This window comes from Mesorhizobium sp. WSM4832, assembly GCF_055811115.1.
The window spans coordinates 38,771-62,733 of record NZ_JBVVQH010000013.1 but is presented as its reverse complement, the minus strand read 5'-3'; the positions used below and the strand labels follow the sequence as shown (position 1 = coordinate 62,733).

Sequence of the window (23,963 nt, the reverse complement as noted above, 5' to 3'; positions counted from 1 at the left end):
GCCTATCCATGAAGCCAAACGACAGGCCGAGCCGCGCGACCGAAGGATTTTTCGGTCGCCGGCACGGCAAGACCATTCGCCCGCAGCAGGCGGTCGCCCTTGAAAGCGGCCTGCGCGAATACCGGGTCGACCTGGCGGCGGAAGCGCCGGCCGATCTCAAGAGCCTGTTCAAGACGGATGTTTCAACGCTCCAGCTGGAAATCGGCTTCGGCGGCGGTGAGCATCTTCTGCACCGTGCGACTGAATCGCCGGCAATCGGCTTTATCGGCGTCGAGCCTTTCGTCAACGGCATGGCCAAGATGATGACGGCGCTTGCCAAGGCGCCGCTTGCCAATCTGAGGGTTTATGACGACGACGCCACACGCCTGCTCGACTGGCTGCCGTCAGGCTCGCTGGACGGCATCGACCTGCTCTATCCCGATCCGTGGCCGAAGAAGAAGCATTGGAAACGACGCTTCGTCAGTGCCGCCAATCTCGGCCGGTTCGCCAGGGTGCTGAAAGCGGGCGGCAGGTTCCGCTTCGCCTCCGACATCGACAGCTATGTTAACTGGACGCTGCTTGCCTGCCGTGATCACGGCGCCTTCGCATGGCAGGCGCAAGACGCCGCCGGCTGGCACCAGCCTTATGCGGGCTGGCCCGGCACGCGCTACGAGGCCAAGGCCATCCGCGAGGGACGGCGGCCTGCCTATCTGACCTTTATCCGGAAATAGCCCGGAAGATATCGAAGCACTGAAGTGCCGGTAGCTTCGGAAGCGAGCAGTCCTGTCAAAAAGATATCCCGGCCGGTCGCCGTGGCTCGGCTTACGGCCGTCGGCGGCTTCGTATTGCATTTAGCGCTACAAATCGCCATATTGCCGACAAGGAGACAGTTATGGCCGCCACGGTTGAACGTAAGGAATACCCTATCTCGATGCGTCTGCCGGAAGCGGACGTGGCGTTGATTGATCGTGCCGCCACTCTTCGCGGCCGGTCCCGCACGGACTTCGTGCGCGATGCCGCCGTGCGCGCGGCCGAGGACGTGTTGATGGATAGCCGCCTTATCCGCATGAGCCAAAAAGGGTTCGCGGAGTTTATGGACCTTCTGTCAGCCCCGGCCGCTCCGGTTCCCGACATGGTGGAATTGGCAAAGCGGCGCGCACCCTGGGAAGCTGGTTACACAGCGAAGCGCTAGCCGTGGCCTTGTCGGCTCCCGAACCGCTTAGCGCAGTCCACGACGTTTCCAGATTTTCCTGCGGGAAGCCCGTGCTTGATCATTGGCTGAAAACCCGCGCGCTCTCCAATCAGGACAAGGGCTTCACGGCCGTTCTCGTTGTCCACGAAGCCGGCCGGGTGGTTGGATATTATGGTTTGGCGCCGACGGCTGTCGTGCCGTCGATTTTGCCTCGGTCCGTCCGTACCGGGCAGCCACCCGATCCAGTGCCCTGTCTCCTCCTCGGCCAGCTTGCGACCGACACCGAATGGGCCGGGCGCGGCATCGGCACCGGCTTGGTGAAGCATGCCCTTCAGCGCTGCGTTCAGGCATCGGAACTGATTGGAGGTCGCGCGCTCATGGTCAATGCAATCGATGAGGACGCGGCGCAGTTCTGGCTGCGGCGAGGAATTATCCCCACAAAGGACGATCCACTGGTCCTGTTCCGTTCGATCGCAGCAATCGCCGCGTCGCTCGTGGAAGCCCAGAAATAACGTGGGCGCATTGCCGTTAGAGGAAGCGGCGACGGGTCACGCGGTTCGGTCAGAAGCGACCGATCTTGTCCCGCGCGGCCGGATCGATGCCGAGCTTCTTCAGGTCGCTGCGGCGCGGCTTATGGCCGGCTTTGGCGGCCCGCGACGCGGTTGCCGCGCTGCCGAATGTGTTGAAGAAGTCACCGATCACGAAAAACAATCCACGGTCCATATAACCAACCTCGCGCGCCGCGGCGCGCGTCCTTCTCTTTTACGTTGCGACATAGATGGGTGCCGCCTGCCGCTGCTTGCAAGGCAGGCGGCCGCATGGCGGCCATGCCCGGCGCGCAACCCTGCCTGCTTCGGCTGAACTTCGCCCGGACTACCTGCAGGCTTGAAACACAGTCCGGGATCGTCTATATCAGCCTCAAATTCTTGGTCGGTATGACGAAGAGTGGGTCCACCCGGTCCCGCTCTTTTTTGTTACCTGCCAGCCGGAAGCAAGAAGCGACAGGGATCTGATGACTGCAGCGGCAAGCGAGGCCGACGACCGTATCATCCGCGAAAGCGGCATCGATGCGCGCATTGCGCTGATCGTGCAGCCGGTGCTCAAGGCCATCGGCTTCCGGCTCGTGCGGGTGCATCTGACCGGCCAGAACGGGCTGACGCTGCAGATCATGGCCGAACGCGAGGACGGCACCATGACCGTCGAGGATTGCGAAGAGGTCAGCCGCGCGGTGTCGCCGGCCCTCGATGTCGATGATCCGATCGAAAAGGCGTATCATCTCGAAGTTTCGTCGCCCGGCATCGACCGGCCGCTGGTGCGCAAGTCGGATTTCACCACCTGGACCGGCCATCTGGTCAAGCTGGAGACGTCGGTTCTTGTCGCCGATCGTAAGCGCTTCAAGGGCAAGATCGCCGAGGCCGATGCCGATGGCATCCTTATCGAGCGCGACAAGGCGGCCTATGGCGAAGAACCGACCGTGCGCGTGCCTTATGACGCGATTGCAGAAGCCCGGCTCGTGCTGACCGACGATCTCATCCGCGATGCCCTGTCGAAGGACAACCGGGCTCGCAAGGAAGCCAAGAAGCGCCGCGGCGAAGTGGAAGACGCCGCCGCCGGCGAGGAAAACGAAACCGAACAGGAAAGTTGATTGAGTAGCTGGGCCACCATATGCCCGGCGCGAAATCGGGAGAACGACAATGGTTGTAAGCGCCAACAGGCTTGAACTGCTGCAGATCGCCGACGCGGTCGCGCGTGAAAAGTCGATCGACAAGCAGATCGTCATCGCCGCCATGGCCGATGCGATCCAGAAGGCGGCGCGCTCGCGCTACGGCCAGGAGACCAACATCCGCGCCGACATCAACCCGAACACGGGTGAGATGAAGCTGCAGCGGCTGATGGAAGTGGTCGAGAAGGTCGACGACTACGCGACGCAGATCGCGCTTTCCTCGGCGCGCGAGCGCAACCCCGACGCCCAGATCGGCGACTTCATCGCCGAACAGCTGCCGCCGATGGATTTCGGCCGCATCGCCGCCCAGTCGGCCAAGCAGGTCATCGTGCAGAAGGTGCGCGAGGCCGAACGCGATCGCCAGTATGACGAATACAAGGACCGCATCGGCGAGATCGTCAACGGCACCGTCAAGCGCGTCGAATACGGCAACGTCATCGTCGATCTCGGCCGTGGCGAGGCGATCATCCGCCGCGACGAGCTGATCCCGCGCGAGAACTACAAATATGGCGACCGCGTCCGGGCCTATGTCTACGACGTGCGCCGCGAGCAGCGCGGCCCGCAGATCTTCCTGTCGCGCACGCATCCGCAGTTCATGGCCAAGCTGTTCACCATGGAAGTGCCTGAAATCTACGACGGCATTATCGAGATCAAGTCGGTCGCCCGCGATCCGGGCTCGCGCGCCAAGATCGCCGTCATCTCGCGCGACAGCTCGATTGATCCGGTCGGCGCCTGCGTCGGTATGCGCGGCAGCCGCGTCCAGGCCGTGGTTGGCGAATTGCAGGGCGAGAAGATCGACATCATTCCGTGGTCGCCTTCGGCCGCTTCCTTCATCGTCAACGCGCTGCAGCCGGCCGAGGTCGCCAAGGTGGTGCTCGACGAGGATGCCGAGCGCATCGAAGTGGTGGTGCCGGACGACCAGTTGTCGCTGGCCATCGGCCGCCGCGGCCAGAACGTGCGCCTGGCCTCGCAGCTCACCGGCTGGGATATCGACATCCTGACCGAGCAGGAAGAGAGCGAGCGTCGCCAGAAGGAATTCGTCGAGCGTTCGGCGCTGTTCATGGAGGCTCTCGACGTCGACGAGATGGTGGGCCAGGTGCTTGCCTCCGAAGGCTTCACCAGCGTCGAGGAAGTCGCTTATGTCGACTCGGGCGAAATCTCCTCGATCGACGGCTTCGATGAGGACACCGCTTCGGAAATCCAGACCCGCGCCCGCGAATATCTGGAGAAAATCGAGGCCGAGCATGACGAAAAGCGCAAGGCGCTGGGCGTCAAGGACGAGCTTCGCGACATCCCCGGCGTTACCACCGCCATGATGGTGACGCTTGGCGAGGACGGCGTGAAGACCATCGAGGACTTCGCCGGCTATGCTGCGGACGATCTGATCGGTTGGAAAGAGCGCAAAGACGGCGAGACCAAGGTCTTCCCGGGCGTGCTCGCCAGCCACGGCGTCTCGCGCGCCGAGGCCGAGCAGATGGTGCTCGCCGCGCGCAGGCAGGCCGGCTGGATCACCGAGGAAGAGCTTGCCGCCGAGCCGTCGGCGGTCGACGAAACCGTTGGTGCGTGAGGTGACCACCAATCGCAAAGCCCGTGGACGAGATGAACGATCGCACTTGCATCGTTACGCGCAGGCAGGCCGAAGCGGATGAACTGATCCGCTTCGTCGTCGGCCCGGATTCGGCCGTCGTTCCCGACATCAAGAGAAATCTGCCCGGCCGCGGTTGTTGGGTCACCGCCGATCGCCTACATATCGAGAAGGCAGCGGCAAAGAACCTGTTTGCCCGTGCTTTCAAGGCACAGGTGACCGTTCCTGCCGATTTTGGCGGCATGGTCGACGGGCTGCTCTCCAGATCCGCTCTGGGTATGATTGGCCTTGCCCGCAAGGCGGGCGCCGTCGTTCTTGGCGCCGCCAAGGTTGAGGGCGCGGTGCGCGACGGGCAGGCGCTCCTCGTGCTGCATGCGGCTGAGGCTGCGGACGATGGTATCCGCAAGATCAGTCAGGCGCGGCGGGCGACCGTCCATCTTGGCGGCCCCGCGATCCTTGCCTACAAACTTTTCTCCGAGGCCGAGTTGAGCTTGGCATTGGGGGGTACAAATGTGATACATGCTGCCGTTCTCGCGCAGGACGCGGGACAGGCGGTTGAGAAGCGCGTTGTTGCGCTCGACCGATATCGGGGCGGTACCCCGAATGACCTGGCAATGCTTGCGGCCGTTGCTGACGAAGATGATGCCGCAGAGGATATGGAATGAGCGATACGAAATCGGGCGACGACAAGACGTTGAGTGTTACGCCAAAGAAGACCTTGACGCTGAAGCGCCCCGGCCTCGAGCAGGGCACTGTGCGCCAGAATTTCTCGCATGGCCGCACCAAGTCGGTCGTGGTCGAGACCAAGAAGCGCAAGTTCTCGTTGCCCGGCGACAAGCCGGAGCCGGTGGCGCCGTCCGTCTTCACGCCAAAGCCCGCCGTGGCTGCCCCTGTTGCCGCCGCGCCTGTCGTGCAGGAAGCGCCGAAGGCACCGCCTCCGTCGCCGGAGCGTTCGGGCATGGTTCTGAACGAACTCTCGCGTGGCGAGATGGAAGCGCGCCGCAAGGCGCTGGAAGGGTCCAAGGCCCGCGAGGCCGAGGATCGCCAGCGTGCTCAGGAAGAGGGCAAGCGCCGCGCCGAGGAAGATGAGCGCCGCAAGCGCGAGCGTGACGAATCCGCGCGCCGTCAGGCCGAGGAAGAAGCGCGCCTGCAGACCGAGGCCGAGGCGCGGCGTCGTGCTGAGGAAGAGGCTCGCCGCCGCGCGCCGCTGGCCGCCGAGGTCGCCACTGTCGATGACGAGGAAGAGGCAAAGCCCAGGCGCTCCGGTGCCGGTGGCGCAGCCAGTGCTCCGGCGCGTCGTCTTGCGACGCCGGAAGTGGCCCGTCCGGCCAAGCCGACCAAGGGCGAGGAAGATCGCCGCCGCGGCAAGCTGACGCTGAACTCGGCGCTATCGGATGAAGACGCGCGCGCCCGCTCGCTGTCGTCGATGCGGCGCCGCCAGGAAAAATTCAAACGCGCGCTCCACAATGAGCCGCGCGAGAAAGTCATGCGCGAAGTGATCCTGCCAGAAACCATCACCATCCAGGAACTGGCGCAGCGCATGTCCGAGCGCGCCGTGGACGTGGTCAAGTACTTCATGAAGCAGGGCCAGATCCTGAAGCCGGGCGACGTCATCGACGCCGACACGGCCGAGCTGGTCGCCTCCGAATTCGGCCACACAGTCCGCCGCGTCGCCGAGTCCGACATCGAGGAAGGCCTGTTCAACATCGCCGACCGTCCGGAAGACCTGGTGTCGCGTCCGCCGGTCGTGACCATCATGGGCCATGTCGACCACGGCAAGACCTCGCTGCTCGACGCCATCCGCAACGCCAATGTCGTCTCCGGCGAGGCCGGCGGCATCACCCAGCATATCGGTGCCTACCAGATCGAGAAGAACGGTCAGAAGATCACCTTCATCGACACGCCCGGCCACGCCGCCTTCACGGCGATGCGCGCCCGCGGCGCCCAGGTCACCGACATCGCCGTGCTGGTGGTGGCGGCCGACGACAGCGTGATGCCGCAGACGATCGAATCGATCAGCCACGCCAAGGCGGCCGGCGTGCCGATCATCGTGGCCATCAACAAGATCGACAAGCACGATGCCGACCCGCAGAAGGTGCGGACCGAATTGCTGCGCCACGAGGTGTTCGTGGAATCGATGGGCGGCGAGGTGCTGGACGTCGAGGTTTCGGCGACCAAGGGCACCAATCTCGACAAGTTGCTCGAAGCGATCCTGCTGCAATCCGAAGTCCTTGACCTCAAGGCCAATCCCGACCGCACCGCCGAAGGCGCGGTCATCGAGGCGCAGTTGGACAAGGGCCGCGGCCCGGTCGCCACCGTTCTGGTGCAGACCGGCACGCTGATGCCGGGCGACATCATTGTCGCCGGTAACGAGTGGGGCCGGGTGCGCGCGCTTGTCAACGATCGCGGCGAGCACGTGCCGGAAGCGCCGCCGGCCATGCCGGTCGAGGTGCTCGGCCTTCAGGGCACGCCGCAGGCGGGCGACCGCTTCGCCGTCGTCAACAACGAGGCGCGCGCCCGCGAGATCACCGAATACCGCCAGCGCCTGGCGCGCGACAAGGCGGTGGCCAGGCATGCCGGCCAGCGCGGCTCGCTCGAGCAGATGATGTCGCAGTTGCAGACGAGCGGACTGAAGGAATTCCCGTTGGTCATCAAGGGCGACGTGCAGGGTTCGATCGAGGCGATCAATGCCGCTCTTGACAAGCTCGGCAACGACGAGGTGCGTGCGCGCATCGTTCATGCCGGTGCCGGCGGCATCACCGAAAGCGACGTCTCGCTCGCCGAGACGTCCGGAGCGGCGATCATCGGCTTCAACGTCCGCGCCAATGCGCAGGCGCGTGCGGCCGCCGCTGCGGCCGGCATCGAGATCCGCTACTACTCGATCATCTACAATCTCGTCGATGACGTGAAGGCGGCACTCTCCGGCATGCTCTCGCCGGAGCGGCGCGAAACCTTCATCGGCAATGCCGAGATCCTCGAGATCTTCGACATCTCGAAGATCGGCAAGATCGCCGGCTGCCGTGTCACCGAAGGCAAGGTCGAGCGTGGCGCTGGTGTTCGCCTGATCCGCGACAACGTCGTCATCCACGAAGGCACGTTGAAGACGCTGAAGCGCTTCAAGGACGAGGTTTCGGAAGTGCCGGGCGGCCAGGAGTGCGGCATGGCCTTCCAGAACTACGAGGACATGCGCGTTGGCGACGTCATCGAGTGCTTCCGCGTCGAGATGGTAACCAGAACGCTGTAAATTCGGGTATACTTGCCGAAATGATCCCGGGCGGCGGCCGAAAGGCTGCCGCCCAGACCCTTAGCATTTGAGACATGTGGCGCGGTCCCATCCCGCGCTTCATGATTTCAGGACCAGAAAAAATGCCCCGTTCGACAACATCAGGACCCTCCCAGCGCATGCTGCGCGTCGGCGAGCAGGTGCGCCACGCGCTTTCCGAGACCTTGCAGCGCGGCGACGTCATCGATCCGGTGATCGAAAACAGCGTCGTCTCGGTGTCCGAGGTGCGCATGTCGCCCGATCTCAAAATCGCCACCGCCTTCGTCTCGCCGCTTGGCGCGGGTGACGACAGCGCCGTGGTCGAGGCGCTCAACAAGCACGCCAAGTTCATCCGCGGCCGTGTTTCCGGCGCCCTCAGGCAGATGAAGTACATGCCGGAATTCCGCTTCCGGCTCGACACTTCCTTCGACAATTTCGCGAAAATCAACGAACTGCTGAAGTCGCCCGAAGTCGCGCGCGATCTCGGCACGGATGGCCAGGCCGGAGACACCGGCGGGACCAAAGACGACAAGGACCAGGAATAGTGGCGCGTCGCGGCAAGAAGAAGGGGCGGCCGGTTTCCGGCTGGGTGGTGCTGGACAAGCCGGTCGGCATGGGCTCTACCGAGGCGGTCTCCAAGATCAAATGGCTGTTCCAGGCCGAGAAAGCCGGCCATGCAGGCACGCTCGATCCGCTGGCCTCCGGCATGCTGCCGATTGCCTTGGGCGAGGCCACCAAGACCGTCCCTTACGTGCAGGACGGCGCCAAGGTCTACCGCTTCACCGTCGCCTGGGGCCAGGAGCGCTCGACCGACGACCTCGAAGGCCCGGTGACCAACAGCTCCGACCGCCGGCCGGACGAGGCGGACGTGCGGGCGCTGCTGGCGAAATACACTGGCGTCATCATGCAGACGCCGCCGCAATTCTCGGCCATCAAGATCGCCGGCGAGCGCGCCTATGACCTCGCCCGCGAAGGCGCGACGGTCGACATACCGGCGCGCGAGATCGAGATCGGCCGTCTGGACATCATCGAGCACGATGCCGGCAAGACCGTTTTCGAGGTTGAATGCGGCAAAGGCACCTATGTGCGCTCGCTGGCGCGCGACATGGGCCGCGATCTCGGCTGCTTCGGCCATATCGCCGAATTGCGTCGCGTCGAGGTCGAGCCTTTCACGTCCGATGATTTTGTCACGGTGGCCGAGTTGGAAGCGGCCCGTTTTGGCGGCAAGACCGAAGCGGCCCCGGACGAAGCCGAGGCCCCGGTCGATTTCAGCGCCATCGACGCGTTGCTGGTCGACACCGCGGTGGCTCTCGACTGCCTGCCGCAGGTCGCGGTCAGCGACGACGCGGCGACGAAGATCCGTCTCGGCAATCCCGTCATCATTCGCGGCCGCGATGCGCCGGTTGAGGCCGAGGAGGCCTGTGCCACCGCGCGCGGCAGGCTCGTCGCCATCGGCGCCATCGAACAGGGCATGTTCAAGCCCAAGCGGGTCTTTGTCGGGTGAATCCGGCGCAAGTGTTTGTTATCTACGCAATTCCGAACGGAAGACCGCTGCTCTAATCTCGGCTGGGCGCCGAAGCTCAGAGATATCATGGCAAAGGCTGATACAGGCAAGAAAAGGGCGCCGCTGAAAACCCGTCGACCACCGGTCGGGGCGTCGCCCGGGACGCTTATCGCCGATCCGGCGGCGCGGCGCAGCGAGCTTCGGCTGGCGCTGATCTCGCCCGAGAAATACAAAACCATCGACAACGCGAGCATCGACGATCTCAACACCCATTGCCAGAAATGGCCTGTGGTGTGGCTGGATTGTACTGGGCTTGCCAACATCCCGCTGATCGAGGAGATCGGCAGGATCTTCAATTTGCACCCGCTGGCGCTGGAGGATGTCGTCAACACTGGCCAGCGGCCCAAAGTGGATTTCTTCGAGGATCATGCCTTCGTCGTCATGCGCATGATCGACGATGTCACTTCGCACCGCTACGAGCAGATCGCGCTGTTCTTCGGCACGAATTTCGTCGTCAGTTTCCAGGAACGCGAAGGCGATCCGTTCGATCCGGTGCGCAAGCGCATAGCCGGCGCGATGCCGAACCGGCTGCGCTCGCGCAGCGCCGACTATCTCGCCTATGCGCTGATCGATGCCATCGTCGACAGCTATTTCCCGCCGATCGAGGCGGCGAGCGAACTGGTCGACGGCATCGAGGACGAGATGCTGAACAAGCCGCACAAGCACCAGATGCGGCAGCTGCATGAATTGCGGCGCGACGCCAACGTGCTCAAAGGCGTGCTTTGGCCGATGCGCGATGCGCTGGCGACGCTGATCCGCAACGACGTGCCCTTCGTGAAGGCCGAGACCAAGATCTTCTTCAACGATACGCTCGACCATTCGCTGCGGCTGATCGAATTGGTCGAGAACCAGCGCGACATGCTCACCGGCCTGATCGAGATGCATCTCTCGCTGACCCAGGCCCATACCAACGACGTCATTTCCTATCTGACGATCGTCTCGGTGATCTTCATGCCGCTGACCTTCCTGGTCGGCGTCTGGGGGATGAATTTCGATCCGGATAGCTCGCCCTGGAACATGCCGGAGCTGAAGGCCTATTACGGCTATCCGGCAGCCCTGGTGTTCATGGTGCTCGTCGCCGCCGCTTTGATTGCGTTCTTCAAAGGGAAGAAGTGGCTGTAGCCTTGAATTCTTCTGTTCTTGCAAGCGGAACCTGCGACAAGCCGGCTTGACAATTGGGCTGGTGTTTTGTCGGAAATTGCCCTATATGCGCCGCAGCTTCGCGCCCTGACGCGTCGCTTGCACTGGCCCCTGCTGGACGACATCCCGGCTGTGGGCGTCCCGTTTCCTCCAACAGATAAGGAAAAGCACGATGTCGATCACTGCCGATCGCAAGAAGGAATTGATGACTGAATTCGCAACCGCCAAGGGCGACACCGGGTCTCCGGAAGTCCAGGTTGCCATCCTTTCCGAGCGCATCAAGAACCTGACCGAGCACTTCAAGGACCACAAGAAGGATAACCATTCCCGCCGTGGCCTGCTTGCTCTGGTCTCCCAGCGCCGCAGCCTGCTTGACTACCTCAAGCGCAAGGATGACGGGCGCTACCAGACGCTGATCGACAAGCTCGGTCTGCGTCGCTGACGAATTGACCGGCGGGCTCTCCAAGGGGGCCCGCCGGTCGCGCATTGGCGCATCGGATCGTCCGTTGCCTCGATGCTGAGAAAAAGGAAATTCCCCTCCGCGCATGGCGCGTTCCGGAAACAGCGGTTTCCGGCGTCATGCGCAAGGCGGCCGACCAATCGGCCAATCGGGTTCCGGACTTGCAGAGGGCTATCCGGAACCGCCCATGGACGGTCATGGGGCAGGATTGCAGGATGCTCGCTCGGCTGGGAGCCGGACTTGATCGAGCTTCCCGTTGTCTTGCCCGTGGCTGCCCGAAGGAAGCCAGGAAAGGGAGAACCCGCGACCGTCAAGACGGTGCGGCCCTTTCCGCATATGAAGGACAAGATATGTTCAATCAACACAAAGTGGAAATCGAATGGGGCGGCCGTCCGCTCATCCTGGAAACCGGCAAGATCGCCCGCCAGGCTGACGGCGCCGTGCTCGCCACCTATGGCGAGACCGTGGTTCTCGCCACGGTCGTCTCGATGAAGGAGCCGAAGCCCGGCCTGGATTTCTTCCCGCTTACCGTCAACTACCAGGAAAAGACTTACGCCGCCGGCAAGATCCCGGGCGGCTATTTCAAGCGCGAGGGCCGTCCGAGCGAAAAGGAAACGCTGGTTTCCCGCCTGATCGACCGCCCGATCCGCCCGCTTTTCGCCGACGGCTACAAGAACGACACCCAGATCGTCGTCACCGTCGTCCAGCATGATCTCGAGAACGATCCGGATATCCTGTCGATCGTCGCCACCTCGGCGGCGCTCACGCTTTCCGGCGTGCCCTTCATGGGCCCGATCGGCGGCGCCCGCGTCGGTTACATCAACGGCGAATACGTGCTCAACCCGCATATCGACGAGATGCAGGAATCCAAGCTCGACCTCGTCGTCGCCGGCACCGCCGACGCCGTGCTGATGGTCGAATCCGAAGCCAAGGAACTTTCCGAGGACCTGATGCTCGGCGCAGTCATGTTCGGCCATCGCGGCTTCCAGCCGGTGATCGAGGCGATCATCAAGCTGGCCGAGGTCGCCGCCAAGGAGCCGCGCGACTTCACGGCGCCGGATTACTCCGCGCTCGAAGCCGAAATGCTGAAGATCGTCGGCGACGAGCTTCGCGAGGCCTACAAGATCACCGACAAGCAGAAGCGCTACGCCGCCGTCGACGCCGTCAAGGCGAAGGTCAAGGCCGCGTTCGCGCCGGCCGAAGGCGAAGACGCCAAATACACCTCCGAGCAGATCGGCTCGGTGTTCAAGGAGCTCCAGGCCAAGGTCGTGCGCTGGAACATCCTCGACACCAGCTCGCGCATTGATGGCCGCGACCTGAAGACGGTCCGCAAGATCGTCTCCGAAGTCGGCGTCCTGGCGCGCACCCATGGTTCGGCGCTGTTCACCCGCGGCGAGACCCAGGCGCTGGTCGTTGCCACGCTGGGCACCGGCGAGGACGAGCAGTATGTCGATTCGCTGACGGGCATGTACAAGGAGAAGTTCCTCCTTCACTACAACTTCCCGCCCTATTCGGTCGGTGAGACCGGCCGCATGGGCTCGCCCGGCCGCCGCGAGATCGGCCACGGCAAGCTCGCCTGGCGCGCCATCCGCCCGATGCTGCCTTCGGCGGAGCAGTTCCCCTACACGTTGCGCGTCGTTTCGGAGATCACCGAGTCCAATGGCTCGTCGTCGATGGCGACCGTCTGCGGCACCTCGCTGGCGCTGATGGATGCCGGCGTGCCGCTGGCAAAGCCGGTCGCTGGCATCGCCATGGGCCTGATCAAGGAAGGCGAGCGCTTCGCGGTTCTCTCCGACATCCTGGGTGACGAAGATCACCTCGGCGACATGGACTTCAAGGTCGCCGGTACCGCCAGCGGCATCACCTCGTTGCAGATGGATATCAAGATCGAGGGCATCACCGAGGAGATCATGAAGATCGCGCTGGACCAGGCCAAGGATGGCCGCCAGCATATCCTCGGCGAGATGGCGCATGCTCTGACCGGCGCCCGCCCCGAACTCGGTGAGTTCGCACCGCGCATCGAGGTCATGCATATCCCGACCGACAAGATCCGCGACGTCATCGGCTCCGGCGGCAAGGTGATCCGCGAGATCGTCGAGAAGACCGGCGCCAAGATCAACATCGAGGATGACGGCACGGTCAAGATCGCTTCGGCCAACGCCAAGGAGATCGAGGCGGCGAAGAAGTGGATCCACACCATCGTCGCCGAGCCGGAAGTCGGCGAGATCTACGAAGGCACCGTCGTCAAGACGGCCGACTTCGGCGCGTTCGTCAACTTCTTCGGCCCGCGCGACGGTCTCGTCCACATCTCGCAGCTCGCCAACGAGCGCGTCGCCAAGACCTCCGATGTCGTCAAGGAAGGCGACAAAGTTTGGGTCAAGCTGATGGGCTTCGACGAGCGCGGCAAGGTCCGCCTGTCGATGAAGGTCGTCGACCAGGCGACCGGCAAGGAAATCGCCCAGGACAAGAAGAAGGCCGAAGGCGAGGAAGACGCCGCCTGATAGGCCTGACATCAAGTTGAAGCGGGCGCGGCATAGGTCGCGCCCGTTTTCGTTTACAGAGGGCGACAATGGCCGCTGAGCCGCTGAAGACGCTGTTCTATCCGTTCGAGGCCGAGGCGCTGGCTCTGCCGCGAAAGGATGCCCGCGTTCTTTTTCTGGGCGCCGAACCCGGTTTCCGGTTGCCCGCCGGTTTCGATGCGGCGCTGCATATCGTGCAGGGTTTCCGGCCGCATTTTCGCGCCCTGCACGCGTCCGGCTACAGCGTGACGCCGCGGGTGGAAGGCCAGGGCTACGACATGGCTCTCGTGCTCGCCGGCCGGCATCGCGGACAGAATGAGTTGCGCATCGCTGAAGCCATCGAGCGCGTCGCGGCGGGCGGGCTGATCGCTGTCGCGGGCGGCAAGGACGACGGCGTCGACAGCCTGCGCAAGCGGATCAACGCCTTGGCGCCGCTCGAAGGCCATCTGCCGAAGTATCACGGCGTTGCCTTCTGGTTCCGGCGAGCCGGCACGGAGGCGGCCGCGACGCTGCGCGCCGGCAACCCCGACCTTGTCGTCGAAGGCGGCTTCAAAACCGCGCCTGGCATGTTTTCTTTCGATCGGGTCGATGCCGGTTCAAGATTGCTCGCTGCAAGCCTGCCCGGCGACCTCAGAGGCGGCATCGCCGATTTCTGCGCCGGCTGGGGTTATCTGGCGGCGGAAGTCCTGCGGCGCACGCGAGCCATCACTGCGCTCGATCTTTACGAAGCGGATTTCGAAGCCCTGGAGGCCGCCAGGCTGAACGTCCATGGCGCGATCGAGCCGCGCTTCTTCTGGACCGATCTCCTCACCGAGGCGCTCGAACGGCGCTATGACGCAATCGTCATGAACCCGCCCTTCCACGCCGGTCGCGCGGCCGAACCTGGCATCGGCGCCGGCATGATCCGCGCGGCGTCGAAAGCGCTGAAACCGGGCGGCCGGCTGTTCATGGTCGCCAACCGCCAGCTTCCTTATGAGCAAGCATTGTCGGCAGCTTTTGCCAGCCATGCCGAGGTCGCCCGCGACGGCATGTTCAAGGTGCTTTCGGCGCGTCGCTAAAAGCAATTCCAGGAAAAGTGTGAAGCGGTTTTCCGTCCGGAATTGCGTCGCTAAAGGAGCAATTCCAGGAAAAGTGTGAAGCGGTTTTCCGTCCGGAATTGCGTCGCTAAAAGAGCAATTCCAGGAAAAGTGTGGAGCGGTTTTCCGTCCGGATTGCGCCGGGAGGCAGGCGCTTGGGTTCTACTGCACGCTGACGATGCGGGCTGGTTTGTGCGTGCCGAAGGCGGGCCGCGCTTCGCCGAGCTCGATCTTGAGCGGCGCCGGCCGGCCGAAGAGATAGCCCTGGACCATCTCGCAGCCGGCGGCCCTGAGCAGCGTGGCCTGGTTCTCGGTCTCCACGCCCTCGGCGATGATGTCGACGCCGAGCGCCCGCGACAGGCCGACAATGGTCGAGACGATCGCGCCGGAGCTGGAATCGGTGTCGATGCGGCTGACGAAGGACCGGTCGATCTTCAGCTTGCCGAAGGAGAAATCGATCAGGTAGCTCAAATTGGAATAGCCGGTGCCGAAATCGTCGACGGCCACCGAAATTCCCATCTCGGCAAGCTGCTCCAGGATCGCAGCCGCGCGGTCGCGGTCCTGCATCATTGCCGTCTCGGTGACCTCGAGTTCCAGCCGTGACGGCTTGATCCCGGTCGATTCCATCACCTCGCGCACGATACCGATAAAGTCCCTGGTCATGAACTGGACCGGCGAGATGTTGACGGCGACGAAGCAATCCTGCGGCAGGTACTTGGCATCGCTGCAGGCCTTGCGCAGCACCCATTCGCCGATCGGATTGATCATGCCGGTTTCCTCGGCGATCGGAATGAACTCCATCGGCGGGATCATGCCGCGTTCCGGATGCTTCCAGCGGATCAGCGCCTCATAACCGACGACACGACCGCTCGGCAGGTTGAGCTGCGGCTGATAGTGGAGACTGAAGTCGCCGCGGTCGAAAGCGGTCTTCAGTTCCGACTCGATCCATTGCCGATAGTCCGCCACGCGGCCCATATCGGCATGGAAGACAGACCAGTTGCCGATGCCGCTGGCGCGCGCGTTCTGCAGCGCAAGGTTGGAACGGCGCAGGACTAGGACCGGGTCGACGCCGTCCTTCGGCATCGCCACGATGCCCACCGACAGGCTGACCGACTGCAGGTGCGTTTGCAGCTGATAGGGCTCCATCATCTCGTTGATCAGCTTTTCGATCAGCCGCTCGATCGAACCCCTGATCTCGCGGTCCGGCAAAAGCACGCCGAATTCGCCGGCCCCGATGCGCCCGATGACCGCATCCTCGGGCATGTTCTCCCTCAGCCTTTTGGTGAAGGCCCGGATCAACTCGTCGCCCTGGCTGTAGCCGATGGCGTCGTTGATCTGCTTGAAGCGGTCGATGTCTATGTCGATCAGGAACACCGGCTCGCCGGTTCGAACCGTCTGGGACGCGGCGTCGGCGATCCTGCCGACCATGGCCGGACGCGACAGCAGGCCCGTCAATTTGTCGAAATGCGTCTCCTTGAAGACATATTCGGCCGATTCATCGACGCCCGCGAAAAACGACATGGCGGCGCCGCCGGCTGCAAGGGCGCAAAGAGCGGCAATGACACCGCCCAACGTTTCGGCCGGCATACCGGCCATGCCGTCGCCAAAGCCGAACCGCAGCCCCCACAGTCCGAGGATGAAACTGCCCATGCCCGAGCTGGCGATGGTGATCAGCCGGAACAGCGGAGTCCGTTTGGGATTGCTGACTGCAGACATCCATGGTCCCTAGATTACGGGACCTTATAGCGGATATCTCCTTAAAATGAGTTTCCGCCAATGCATCCAATTTTACTGGAAGGCTACTATAGCGATCGCCAACTATTCGCGAGCGACATCGTTCTGCTTCAGTTCTTCCAGTGCAGGCATCGAAATGATGTGATAGCCGGAATCCACATAGTGGATCTCGCCGGTGACGCCCGACGACAGATCGGAGAGCAGGTAAAGCGCCGAACCGCCGACTTCGTCGATGGTCACGGTGCGCCGCAGGGGCGAATTGCGCTGCTGGTAGGAGAACATATGGCGGGCGTCGGAAACGCCGGAGCCGGCCAGCGTCCGCACCGGTCCGGCCGAGATGCCGTTCACCCTGATGCCGCGCGGGCCGTAGTCATTGGCGAGGTAACGCACGCTGGCCTCGAGCCCGGCCTTGGCGACGCCCATGACATTGTAGTTCGGCATCACCCTGACCGAGCCGGCATAGGTGAGCGTGATCATCGAGCCGCCATTGCCCATCAGCGCGGCGGCGTTGCGGGCGATCTCGGTGAAGGAATAGCAGGAGATCACCATCGTGCGCACGAAATTATCGCGGCTGGTGTCGGCGTAGAGGCCCTTGAGCTCGTTCTTGTCGGAAAATCCGATGGCATGCACCACGAAGTCCAGCCCGCCCCAGGCCTTGCCGAGTGTCTCGAAGGTCGCGGTGACCGAGGCGCTGTCCTCGACGTCGCAGGGCACGATCAAAGAGGCTCCCACCTTCTCGGCAAGCGGCTTGACCCGCCGCCCGAACGCGTCGCCCTGGTAGGTGAAAGCCAGCTCCGCCCCATGTTCCGACAGCTTTTTGGCGATGCCCCAGGCAATCGAATGGTCGTTGGCGACACCCATGACAAGCCCGCGCTTGCCCTTCATCAACCCGTTCATAAAAGGCAATCCTTGTTAAAGACGCTGGCTTATGCGGAATAGCGCTGGAAAATCAACGTCGCGTTCGTGCCACCGAAACCGAAGGAGTTGGACAGGACGGTGTCGATCCTGGCGTCGTCGATACGCTTGCGCACGATCGGCATGCCCTCGAATTCCGGATCGAGCTCCTCGATATGGGCGCTCTCGCCGATGAAGCCGCCCTGCATCATCAGGATCGAATAGATCGATTCCTGCACGCCCGCCGCCCCCAGCGAATGGCCGGTGAGCGACTTGGTCGAAGTGATGTGAGGCATCTTGTCGCCGAACACCTCGCGGATGGCGCCCATTTCCTTGGAATCGCCGACCGGCGTCGATGTGCCGTGGGTGTTGATGTAGTCGACCGGGGTCGAGACGGTGGCAAGCGCCTGCCGCATGCAGCGCACGGCGCCTTCGCCGGACGGCGCAACCATGTCGTAACCGTCGGAAGTCGCGCCATAGCCGACGATCTCGGCATAGATCTTGGCGCCGCGCGCCTTGGCGTGTTCAAGCTCCTCGAGGATGAGGACACCCGCGCCGCCGGCAATGACGAAGCCGTCGCGGTTGACGTCATAGGCGCGGGAAGCGGTCGACGCATTGTCGTTGAACTTCGACGACATTGCGCCCATGGCGTCGAACAGGTCCGACATCGTCCAGTCGAGGTCCTCGTGGCCGCCGGCGAACATCACATCCTGCTTGCCCCACTGGATCAGCTCATAGGCATTGCCGATGCAATGCGCCGAGGTCGAGCAGGCGGACGAGATCGAATAGTTGACGCCGTGGATCTTGAACCATGTGGCCAAGGTGGCCGACGCCGTCGAAGACATCGCTTTCGGCACGGCGAACGGGCCGATGCGCTTGGGACTGTTGTTCTTGATCGTGGTTTCCGCCGCTTCGACGATGGTCCGGGTCGAGGGACCTCCGGAACCCATCACGATGCCGGTCCGCTCATTGGTGATGTCGCTTTCGCCGAGCCCGGCATCGGCGATCGCCTGATCCATGGCGACGTGGTTCCAAGCGGCGCCTTGGCTCAGGAAGCGCATGGCGCGGCGGTCGATCATCGCGGTGGGGTCGAGCGTCGGCGCGCCCCAGACCTGGCAGCGGAAACCGTGTTCGGCGAAGGAATTGGAAAAGCTGATGCCGGATTTGGCATCGTAAAGCGAGCTCTGCACCTCATTGGCATTGTTGCCGATCGACGACACAATGCCGAGCCCTGTCACTACGACCCGTCTCATTCGTAACTCCTTCCGGCGTAGTTGGGCGAAAAACCTAGCCGGTTTTCGCCTTTGATCATACGCAAATAAACTGACGTGGCGTCCGTTGGAAAAGCGAGCGCCGCGGCGAAACGGTCAGGCTGCGGACTGCTTGGACAGGCCGACCTTCAGATCCGTAGCCGCGTATATGGGTTCGCCATCCGCCTTGAGCCAGCCGTCGGCGATACCGAGCACCAGGCGGCCGCGCATTACGCGCTTGAAGTCGACGCCGTATTCGACCTTTTTCACCGATGGCGTCACCATGCCCTTGAACTTCACTTCGCCGGTCGAAAGCGCCATGCCCTTGCCCGGCTCGCCGAGCCAGCCGAGATAGAAACCGGTCAACTGCCACATGGCGTCGAGGCCGAGGCAGCCCGGCATGATCGGATTGCCGATGAAGTGACAGGCGAAAAACCACAGGTCCGGCTTGATGTCGAATTCGGCGCGGATGAAGCCCTTGTCGAAAGCGCCGCCGGTCTCACTGATTTCGGTGATGCGGTCGAACATCAGCATCGGCGGGTAGGGCAACTGGGCGTTTCCCGGTCCGAACAGCTCGCCGCGGGCGCAGGCAAGCAGTTCCTCGTAATCATAGCTGGACTTTTGACCCGCCATTAACTCCGTCCCCGTTCTCGTTCCGGGCGGCAGGGCGCCCTTGTCGGTGGTTTCCTAACACACTCTGTTTGCGGCCGGAAACCGGCGTTTGCGCTTAACCCGTGCGCCTGCCCGGGTCAATGCGCGCTATTGATCGCGTTCGGACTACAGAATATATGTCGGCTGATGTCCGGTTTTGGCTTTTGACGTCTTTTTGCCATTCTGGACCTGTTGATGGGCTGGGCAGCAAGCTTCGAAGTGAAGATGGATTCGGGCTACCGGAAGGAAAATGTCGCTGTGGACAAGCGGGTTCGCGAAGCCGGCCTGAGGCCGACGCGCCAGCGCATCGCGCTGGCCGACCTGCTTTTTGCCAAGGGCGACCGCCACCTTTCGGCCGAGGAACTGCACGAGGAGGCGATCGCCGCCGGCGTGCCGATCTCACTGGCGACGGTTTATAACGCGCTCCACCAGTTCACCCAGGCCGGCCTGCTGCGCATCCTGGCGGTCGAAGGCTCGAAAACCTATTTCGACACCAACACCTCCGACCATCATCACTTCTACGTCGAGGGCGAGAACCGGATTTTCGATATCGAAAGCGGGCCGGTAACCGTCTCCAACCTGCCGGCGCCTCCGGAAGGCATGGAGATAGCCAATGTCGACATCGTGGTGAGACTTCGCCCCAAACGCTGCGATTGATCCGCTGGCGATGCGTCCCGTCGACCTGGCAGTCCGGCTGGAATGGGTCGCGGTTGCCGTGGCGGCCATCGTTTTCTACGCAGTGTCGGGCGTCTCCTGGTGGCTGTTCGCGCTGCTCATCCTGGCGCCTGACCTGTCGATGCTCGGCTACCTTGCCGGGCCGCGGATTGGCGCCGTCGCCTACAACTTCCTGCACATCCTGATCGTCCCGCTCGTCCTTGGTCTTGCTGGCGTCCTGCTTTCCAGTCCGATCGCGACAGCGGTGGCGCTGATCTGGATCGCCCACATAGCCATCGATCGCGCCCTGGGCTACGGCCTGAAATTGTCCAGTGGTTTTCAGGATACCCATCTCGGGCGCATCGGGCGCCGCGAGGCTGATCCGTCCGGCAAACTCAGTTCTTGAACTTTTCGCCGGGATAAGCGCCCCACACCTGCGACTGGGCCATCCATCCGGTGTGGCCGTCGAAGGTCATTTCGCACCATTGGCCGTCGCATTTCTTGATCGAGCCGATCACGCCTGGCTCGATGATGGCGACGACGCCGGCATCCTTGTCGGGCTCGTCGAGCAGGCTGATTCGCCCGCCCTTGCCGCGCTGCCAGGGCGCGACGATCGCGGTACGGCGGCCCGAGAGCAGCGATTGGTTGATCCAGCCCTCCGAGCCGTCGGCATCGCGCACGCGGCGCCAGGTGTCGAATTCCTGGATGACTTCCATCGGCAGCCCGGCCTTCATGTACATCCAGTTGACGGAGTAATTGGCGCCGGGGCCGACGCGCGAGTTGACGCGGGCCGGCTTCAGGCTGACGAAGCGCGGCAGCGGCAGGCCGCTTGGGCCAAGCGTTATGGTTTGCGCCGGCGCTGCAGCGCTTTGCGCGAAGGCCTGCGGCGCGCACAGGAGGGCGCCAAGGATGGCTGCGCTGAAGGCCAGGCGAAGCGACGCGAAACCAGACACTTTCGTTCCTTTCGGCGCCGGTCCGTCGGGATGAGCGCCCCTTTTTCTTTGTCTTCGGCGGCACTGCTTGTTACAGGAGTGGGCTGGTGCCGCGATCGGCTACAAGTTTCGCCGGTCTTGGTTAAAGAGGTCTCAACGAGATCGGTTTCGAGGAAGCTTCGGGGATAAAATGGCAGGCAAAAAACGGCCCCTCGTCGTCATCACGCGCAAGCTGCCCGATCCGGTCGAAACCCGCATGCGCGAGCTGTTCGATGCGCGATTGAATGTCGAGGACCGGCCGATGACGCAGCCGGAGCTGGTCGCCGCGGTCAAGGAAGCCGATGTGCTGGTTCCCACCATCACCGACCATATCGATGCCGCGCTGATCGCCCAGGCTGGCGAAAACCTCAAGCTGATCGCGAATTTCGGCAACGGTGTCGACAAGATCGACGTCGCGGCGGCGGCCAAGAAAGGCATCACCGTCACCAACACCCCGAATGTGCTCACCGAAGACACCGCCGACATGACCATGGCGCTGATGCTCGCCGTGCCGCGACGCCTGGCCGAAGGCGCCAATGTGCTGACAGGCGAGAAGAAATGGGCCGGCTGGTCGCCGACCTGGATGCTCGGCCGGCGCATCTGGGGCAAACGTCTGGGCATCGTCGGCATGGGTCGCATCGGCACGGCGGTCGCCAGGCGGGCCAAGGCCTTCGGCCTGTCGATCCACTACCACAACCGGCACCGCGTGCTGCCGGCGGTCGAGGAGGAGCTGGAGGCAACCTACTGGGAAAGCCTCGACCAGATGCTGGCCCGCATGGACATCATCTCGGTCAATTGTCCCTCGACGCCGGCGACGTTCCATCTGCTGTCCGGTCGTCGGCTGGCGCTGATGCAGCCTTCGGCCTACCTCGTCAACACCGCGCGCGGCGATATCATCGACGAGGAATCGCTGGTCAAGCTCATCCATGACGGCAAGATCGCCGGCGCCGCCCTCGACGTCTACGAGCACGAGCCGGCGCTGAACAGCAAGCTGTTGAAGCTTGCTGCCAAGGGCAAGGTGGTGCTTTTGCCGCATATGGGTTCGGCCACGCTCGAAGGCCGCATCGACATGGGCGAGAAGGTGATCATCAACATTCGCGCCTTCTTCGACGGCCACCGCCCGCCGGACCGGGTTCTGCCGCTGAGGACCTGAAGATCTAAACGGCCACGCTGACGGCACCGTCTGCGGCGACTGTTACGGCGGTCCCACGATAGGTATCGAACTGGTCGCGCCCGAGGCGCACCGCGATCGGCGTTTCCCAGCCCATTTCCCGGGCTACGATCAGCCCGAGCAGAAGGATGGCGTCCGGCTCGTGTAGCACCAGCGCCGCCGGCGCCCGTCCGTTGTGGACGAGCTCCATCAGCACCGCCGAAGCGGATGATGAGCCGATCGTGCCCGGCAGGAACAGCACCCGGCCGGCAATGACCTCGCCATGCTGCGGGTGGCGAACGTCGGCGATACGCCCACTCCGGGGATCGACGCCGCCCCAGAAGCTGATCGGCGCCGTCAGCACCAGCGCTTCGCCTTCGCCCGCCTTGCCCGGCACCAGGATTTCGGCCGGAGCGCTCATGCGGCGATATCCGTGAGGACCGGCTTGCCGACGACCGCGCTTTCGACGCAGTCGGCGAGCGACGCGTAGAGGACCGAATAGCCGGTGTTGCCCGGCGCGTAATGCGCGAACTTGCCGGAATTGGTCATCAGCACGCCATTGCTGAGCTCCGGCATGATCGGCGTCACCACCACGCAGGTGTCGGCGACGATGACGACACCGCTGGCTTCGAGCCGCTTTCGCCGGCCGTCCTGCTCCAGCAAGGCAAGCGCGTGGCGGCCGGTGCAGGCATAGACCGGTACCGTGAGCCGGCGACCGGCGATCAGCCGCTCCAGCCTGTCAAACTCGGCGTGCGACAGATGCGGGCTGCCGATCGCCACCGCATCGATGGCTTTGCCCGCGGTGGTGGTCGACAGGCCGGCGCGCGCCTTCGCGACCATCTGGGGCGTCACACGGATCACCGCCTCCGGTTCCGGTCCGGCCAGGATGGTTTCGACGTCGGGAGCCTCGGGCGTCACGCCGGCGATGTGGAACAGGCCGACCGCGCCGGACGACGCAGCCGCCGCGCCGAAGGCCTTCAGCGCGTCTTCGCCCGGATGACTGGCCACACCGGTGACGACACCGACCGCGCTGCCCACCTCGCGGCCATAGAGGCTGCCCAGGACAGGCCAGGCGATCTCCGAGGCAAGGAAAGATGGCGACAGGCGCGAGATATCGAAAATGAGCCGCGCCCGGCGATTATCGGGCCGGTGCAGGCCGTAATCCGGCGCGCGGCCGGTGATGGCGCAGGCAATATCCAGAAAATCGCCATAGCGGTTGGTGCGCGCGCCCAGCACCGAATTGCAGAAGACGACCGCGTTGGACTCGCCCCAGGCCACGTCGCTGCCAAGCGCGGGCCTGTGTCCGGCCTGGTAGGGCGCGCAGGTCCAGCTCTGCTCGCAGCCGAGCTTGCGATAGGCCTCCGTCATCCGCCACGCCATCCCGCGTTGCGGCTCTTCCAGGCGAATGCGCGAGCAACCCATCAGGTCGAGCGCCCCGACATTGAGCGTCGAGCGCACCACAACCTTCGCGCCGCCTTCGACCAGCCTTTCGGCAAACAACGTGCCGGAATCGCCATGGTAAAGCGCGCCGTCGATATGAGTGGACGCGATCGGGATGAGCCGCGGCGCGCCGAGCAGGCGGGCGCTTTCGGCGACGATGCGCATCGCCATGCCCGCGCCATCCTGGCCGGCTGCGGTCGCCTGATCTTCCGGGCTGAGTGCGAGGCTCAAGACAGCACCTTGCGCATGGTGATGGAGGTTGGCCTGTCATAGCCCTCATGCGCCGTGCGCTCAGTCTCGAGAAAGCCGAGCCGGGCGAAGGCCGCATGGTTTGCCGTCAGTTCTATACGGGTCTGAAGCTCGATCGCGTTCTTGCCGCGTTCGCGGGCAAGATCCTCGACCGCCCGCATCAGCAGGGTTCCGATGCCTTGGCCCTGGAGCGGTGGCTCGACCGCGAGCTTGCCGACATAGAAATCCCGCATCCGTTCCAGCGCGAAGACGCAACCGACGATACGGCCGTTCTCGACGGCCAGAAATACGGTCTCCCGTTTTGCCTTCTCGCCAAGGCTGCCGGCTGTGAAAAGATGCGCCGATGACGGCGGGTCGATGATGCCGTCCATATAGCTGAAGGCGCGCCGGATCAGCGCGAGCAAGTCGTCCCATCGGTCGAAATCCGCAGGAAGGCCGACTATGGAGATGCCGACGGTCTGGTCCATGCG

At 63.6% G+C, this 23,963-nt stretch carries 25 protein-coding genes; 16 read left to right on the top strand and 9 right to left on the bottom strand.

From position 1 onward, the window contains the following. Positions 1 to 8 precede the first annotated feature (8 nt). The 3 genes from trmB (at position 9) to AC0L2L_RS18935 (ending at position 1,683) form a co-directional block, all read left to right on the top strand. Positions 9 to 710: a tRNA (guanine(46)-N(7))-methyltransferase TrmB gene (gene trmB, locus AC0L2L_RS18945; RefSeq protein ID WP_473580144.1), complete on the top strand. Its 702-nt coding sequence runs from the start codon at positions 9 to 11 to the stop codon at positions 708 to 710. A gap of 161 nt (positions 711 to 871) precedes the next feature. Further along, on the top strand, positions 872 to 1,171 hold the full coding sequence (locus tag AC0L2L_RS18940) for a type II toxin-antitoxin system TacA family antitoxin (protein WP_473580143.1): 300 nt from the start codon (positions 872 to 874) through the stop codon (positions 1,169 to 1,171). A 71-nt stretch (positions 1,172 to 1,242) separates the two neighbouring features. Continuing rightward, positions 1,243 to 1,683, top strand: coding sequence for a GNAT family N-acetyltransferase (locus AC0L2L_RS18935; RefSeq protein WP_473580141.1), 441 nt, complete (start codon positions 1,243 to 1,245; stop codon positions 1,681 to 1,683). Between the two features lie 49 nt (positions 1,684 to 1,732). On the opposite strand, the gene AC0L2L_RS18930 is transcribed toward AC0L2L_RS18935, so the two are convergent. Next, positions 1,733 to 1,873, bottom strand: a complete 141-nt coding sequence (locus AC0L2L_RS18930) for a hypothetical protein (protein ID WP_473580139.1) — start codon at positions 1,871 to 1,873, stop codon at positions 1,733 to 1,735. Between the two features lie 310 nt (positions 1,874 to 2,183). Here AC0L2L_RS18930 and rimP point away from each other — a divergent pair, with 310 nt between their 5' ends. From rimP to AC0L2L_RS18880, 10 genes are all read left to right on the top strand, one after another. After that, positions 2,184 to 2,816, top strand: a complete 633-nt coding sequence (gene rimP / locus AC0L2L_RS18925; protein WP_473580137.1) for a ribosome maturation factor RimP — start codon at positions 2,184 to 2,186, stop codon at positions 2,814 to 2,816. 49 nt (positions 2,817 to 2,865) lie between these two features. Continuing rightward, entirely contained in the window at positions 2,866 to 4,461 is a 1,596-nt protein-coding gene (gene nusA, locus AC0L2L_RS18920; RefSeq protein ID WP_473580135.1) for a transcription termination factor NusA, read from the top strand. Positions 4,462 to 4,493: 32 nt separating this feature from the next. Continuing rightward, positions 4,494 to 5,144, top strand: coding sequence for an RNA-binding protein (locus AC0L2L_RS18915; protein WP_473580345.1), 651 nt, complete (start codon positions 4,494 to 4,496; stop codon positions 5,142 to 5,144). Then, positions 5,141 to 7,723 (top strand): translation initiation factor IF-2, encoded by a 2,583-nt coding sequence (gene infB / locus AC0L2L_RS18910; protein WP_473580133.1) that lies wholly within the window; start codon positions 5,141 to 5,143, stop codon positions 7,721 to 7,723. Before AC0L2L_RS18915 ends, infB begins: the two co-directional genes overlap by 4 nt. A 122-nt stretch (positions 7,724 to 7,845) precedes the next feature. After that, positions 7,846 to 8,286 (top strand): 30S ribosome-binding factor RbfA, encoded by a 441-nt coding sequence (rbfA, locus tag AC0L2L_RS18905; protein ID WP_473580131.1) that lies wholly within the window; start codon positions 7,846 to 7,848, stop codon positions 8,284 to 8,286. Then, the gene (gene truB, locus AC0L2L_RS18900; RefSeq protein WP_473580129.1) at positions 8,286 to 9,245 is read left to right on the top strand and encodes a tRNA pseudouridine(55) synthase TruB; all 960 of its coding nucleotides are present in this window, start codon (positions 8,286 to 8,288) and stop codon (positions 9,243 to 9,245) included. The genes rbfA and truB overlap by 1 nt, the downstream gene beginning before the upstream one ends. A gap of 87 nt (positions 9,246 to 9,332) precedes the next feature. Beyond that, positions 9,333 to 10,427 (top strand): magnesium/cobalt transporter CorA, encoded by a 1,095-nt coding sequence (gene corA, locus AC0L2L_RS18895; RefSeq protein WP_473580127.1) that lies wholly within the window; start codon positions 9,333 to 9,335, stop codon positions 10,425 to 10,427. Between the two features lie 190 nt (positions 10,428 to 10,617). Beyond that, positions 10,618 to 10,887, top strand: coding sequence for a 30S ribosomal protein S15 (gene rpsO / locus AC0L2L_RS18890; RefSeq protein WP_095765958.1), 270 nt, complete (start codon positions 10,618 to 10,620; stop codon positions 10,885 to 10,887). Positions 10,888 to 11,255: 368 nt separating this feature from the next. Beyond that, positions 11,256 to 13,406 (top strand): polyribonucleotide nucleotidyltransferase, encoded by a 2,151-nt coding sequence (gene pnp / locus AC0L2L_RS18885; protein ID WP_473580124.1) that lies wholly within the window; start codon positions 11,256 to 11,258, stop codon positions 13,404 to 13,406. A gap of 68 nt (positions 13,407 to 13,474) precedes the next feature. Further along, entirely contained in the window at positions 13,475 to 14,482 is a 1,008-nt protein-coding gene (locus tag AC0L2L_RS18880; RefSeq protein ID WP_473580122.1) for a class I SAM-dependent methyltransferase, read from the top strand. A 180-nt stretch (positions 14,483 to 14,662) separates the two neighbouring features. Here AC0L2L_RS18880 and AC0L2L_RS18875 read toward each other — a convergent pair whose 3' ends face one another. The 4 genes from AC0L2L_RS18875 to fabA form a co-directional block, all read right to left on the bottom strand. Further along, positions 14,663 to 16,216: a putative bifunctional diguanylate cyclase/phosphodiesterase gene (locus AC0L2L_RS18875; protein ID WP_473580120.1), complete on the bottom strand. Its 1,554-nt coding sequence runs from the start codon at positions 16,214 to 16,216 to the stop codon at positions 14,663 to 14,665. A 102-nt stretch (positions 16,217 to 16,318) separates the two neighbouring features. Beyond that, the gene (gene fabI / locus AC0L2L_RS18870) at positions 16,319 to 17,131 is read right to left on the bottom strand and encodes an enoyl-ACP reductase FabI (RefSeq protein WP_473580118.1); all 813 of its coding nucleotides are present in this window, start codon (positions 17,129 to 17,131) and stop codon (positions 16,319 to 16,321) included. Positions 17,132 to 17,160: 29 nt separating this feature from the next. Continuing rightward, positions 17,161 to 18,381 (bottom strand): beta-ketoacyl-ACP synthase I, encoded by a 1,221-nt coding sequence (gene fabB, locus AC0L2L_RS18865; RefSeq protein ID WP_473580116.1) that lies wholly within the window; start codon positions 18,379 to 18,381, stop codon positions 17,161 to 17,163. Between the two features lie 114 nt (positions 18,382 to 18,495). Next, on the bottom strand, positions 18,496 to 19,011 hold the full coding sequence (gene fabA, locus AC0L2L_RS18860; RefSeq protein ID WP_027165888.1) for a 3-hydroxyacyl-[acyl-carrier-protein] dehydratase FabA: 516 nt from the start codon (positions 19,009 to 19,011) through the stop codon (positions 18,496 to 18,498). 243 nt (positions 19,012 to 19,254) lie between these two features. Between fabA and irrA the strand changes: the two genes are divergently transcribed. Both irrA and AC0L2L_RS18850 read left to right on the top strand, forming a co-directional pair. Next, complete coding sequence (gene irrA, locus AC0L2L_RS18855) at positions 19,255 to 19,686, top strand: iron response transcriptional regulator IrrA (protein ID WP_027165887.1); 432 nt, start codon at positions 19,255 to 19,257, stop codon at positions 19,684 to 19,686. Between the two features lie 10 nt (positions 19,687 to 19,696). After that, complete coding sequence (locus AC0L2L_RS18850; protein WP_473580113.1) at positions 19,697 to 20,089, top strand: DUF4260 domain-containing protein; 393 nt, start codon at positions 19,697 to 19,699, stop codon at positions 20,087 to 20,089. On the opposite strand, the gene AC0L2L_RS18845 is transcribed toward AC0L2L_RS18850, so the two are convergent. Continuing rightward, positions 20,079 to 20,636, bottom strand: coding sequence for an SH3 domain-containing protein (locus AC0L2L_RS18845; RefSeq protein ID WP_473580111.1), 558 nt, complete (start codon positions 20,634 to 20,636; stop codon positions 20,079 to 20,081). The genes AC0L2L_RS18850 and AC0L2L_RS18845 overlap by 11 nt on opposite strands. A 169-nt stretch (positions 20,637 to 20,805) precedes the next feature. Between AC0L2L_RS18845 and AC0L2L_RS18840 the strand changes: the two genes are divergently transcribed. Further along, positions 20,806 to 21,807 (top strand): 2-hydroxyacid dehydrogenase, encoded by a 1,002-nt coding sequence (locus AC0L2L_RS18840; RefSeq protein ID WP_473580109.1) that lies wholly within the window; start codon positions 20,806 to 20,808, stop codon positions 21,805 to 21,807. A gap of 4 nt (positions 21,808 to 21,811) precedes the next feature. Here the strand turns inward: AC0L2L_RS18840 and AC0L2L_RS18835 are convergent, their stop codons facing one another. The 3 genes from AC0L2L_RS18835 to AC0L2L_RS18825 are packed head-to-tail and all read right to left on the bottom strand — an operon-like array spanning position 21,812 to position 23,960. Further along, on the bottom strand, positions 21,812 to 22,225 hold the full coding sequence (locus tag AC0L2L_RS18835) for an aconitase X swivel domain-containing protein (RefSeq protein WP_473580107.1): 414 nt from the start codon (positions 22,223 to 22,225) through the stop codon (positions 21,812 to 21,814). Further along, positions 22,222 to 23,475: an aconitase X gene (locus AC0L2L_RS18830; protein ID WP_473580105.1), complete on the bottom strand. Its 1,254-nt coding sequence runs from the start codon at positions 23,473 to 23,475 to the stop codon at positions 22,222 to 22,224. The genes AC0L2L_RS18835 and AC0L2L_RS18830 overlap by 4 nt, the downstream gene beginning before the upstream one ends. Continuing rightward, positions 23,472 to 23,960, bottom strand: a complete 489-nt coding sequence (locus AC0L2L_RS18825; RefSeq protein WP_473580103.1) for a GNAT family N-acetyltransferase — start codon at positions 23,958 to 23,960, stop codon at positions 23,472 to 23,474. Before AC0L2L_RS18825 ends, AC0L2L_RS18830 begins: the two co-directional genes overlap by 4 nt. Positions 23,961 to 23,963: the final 3 nt, after the last annotated feature.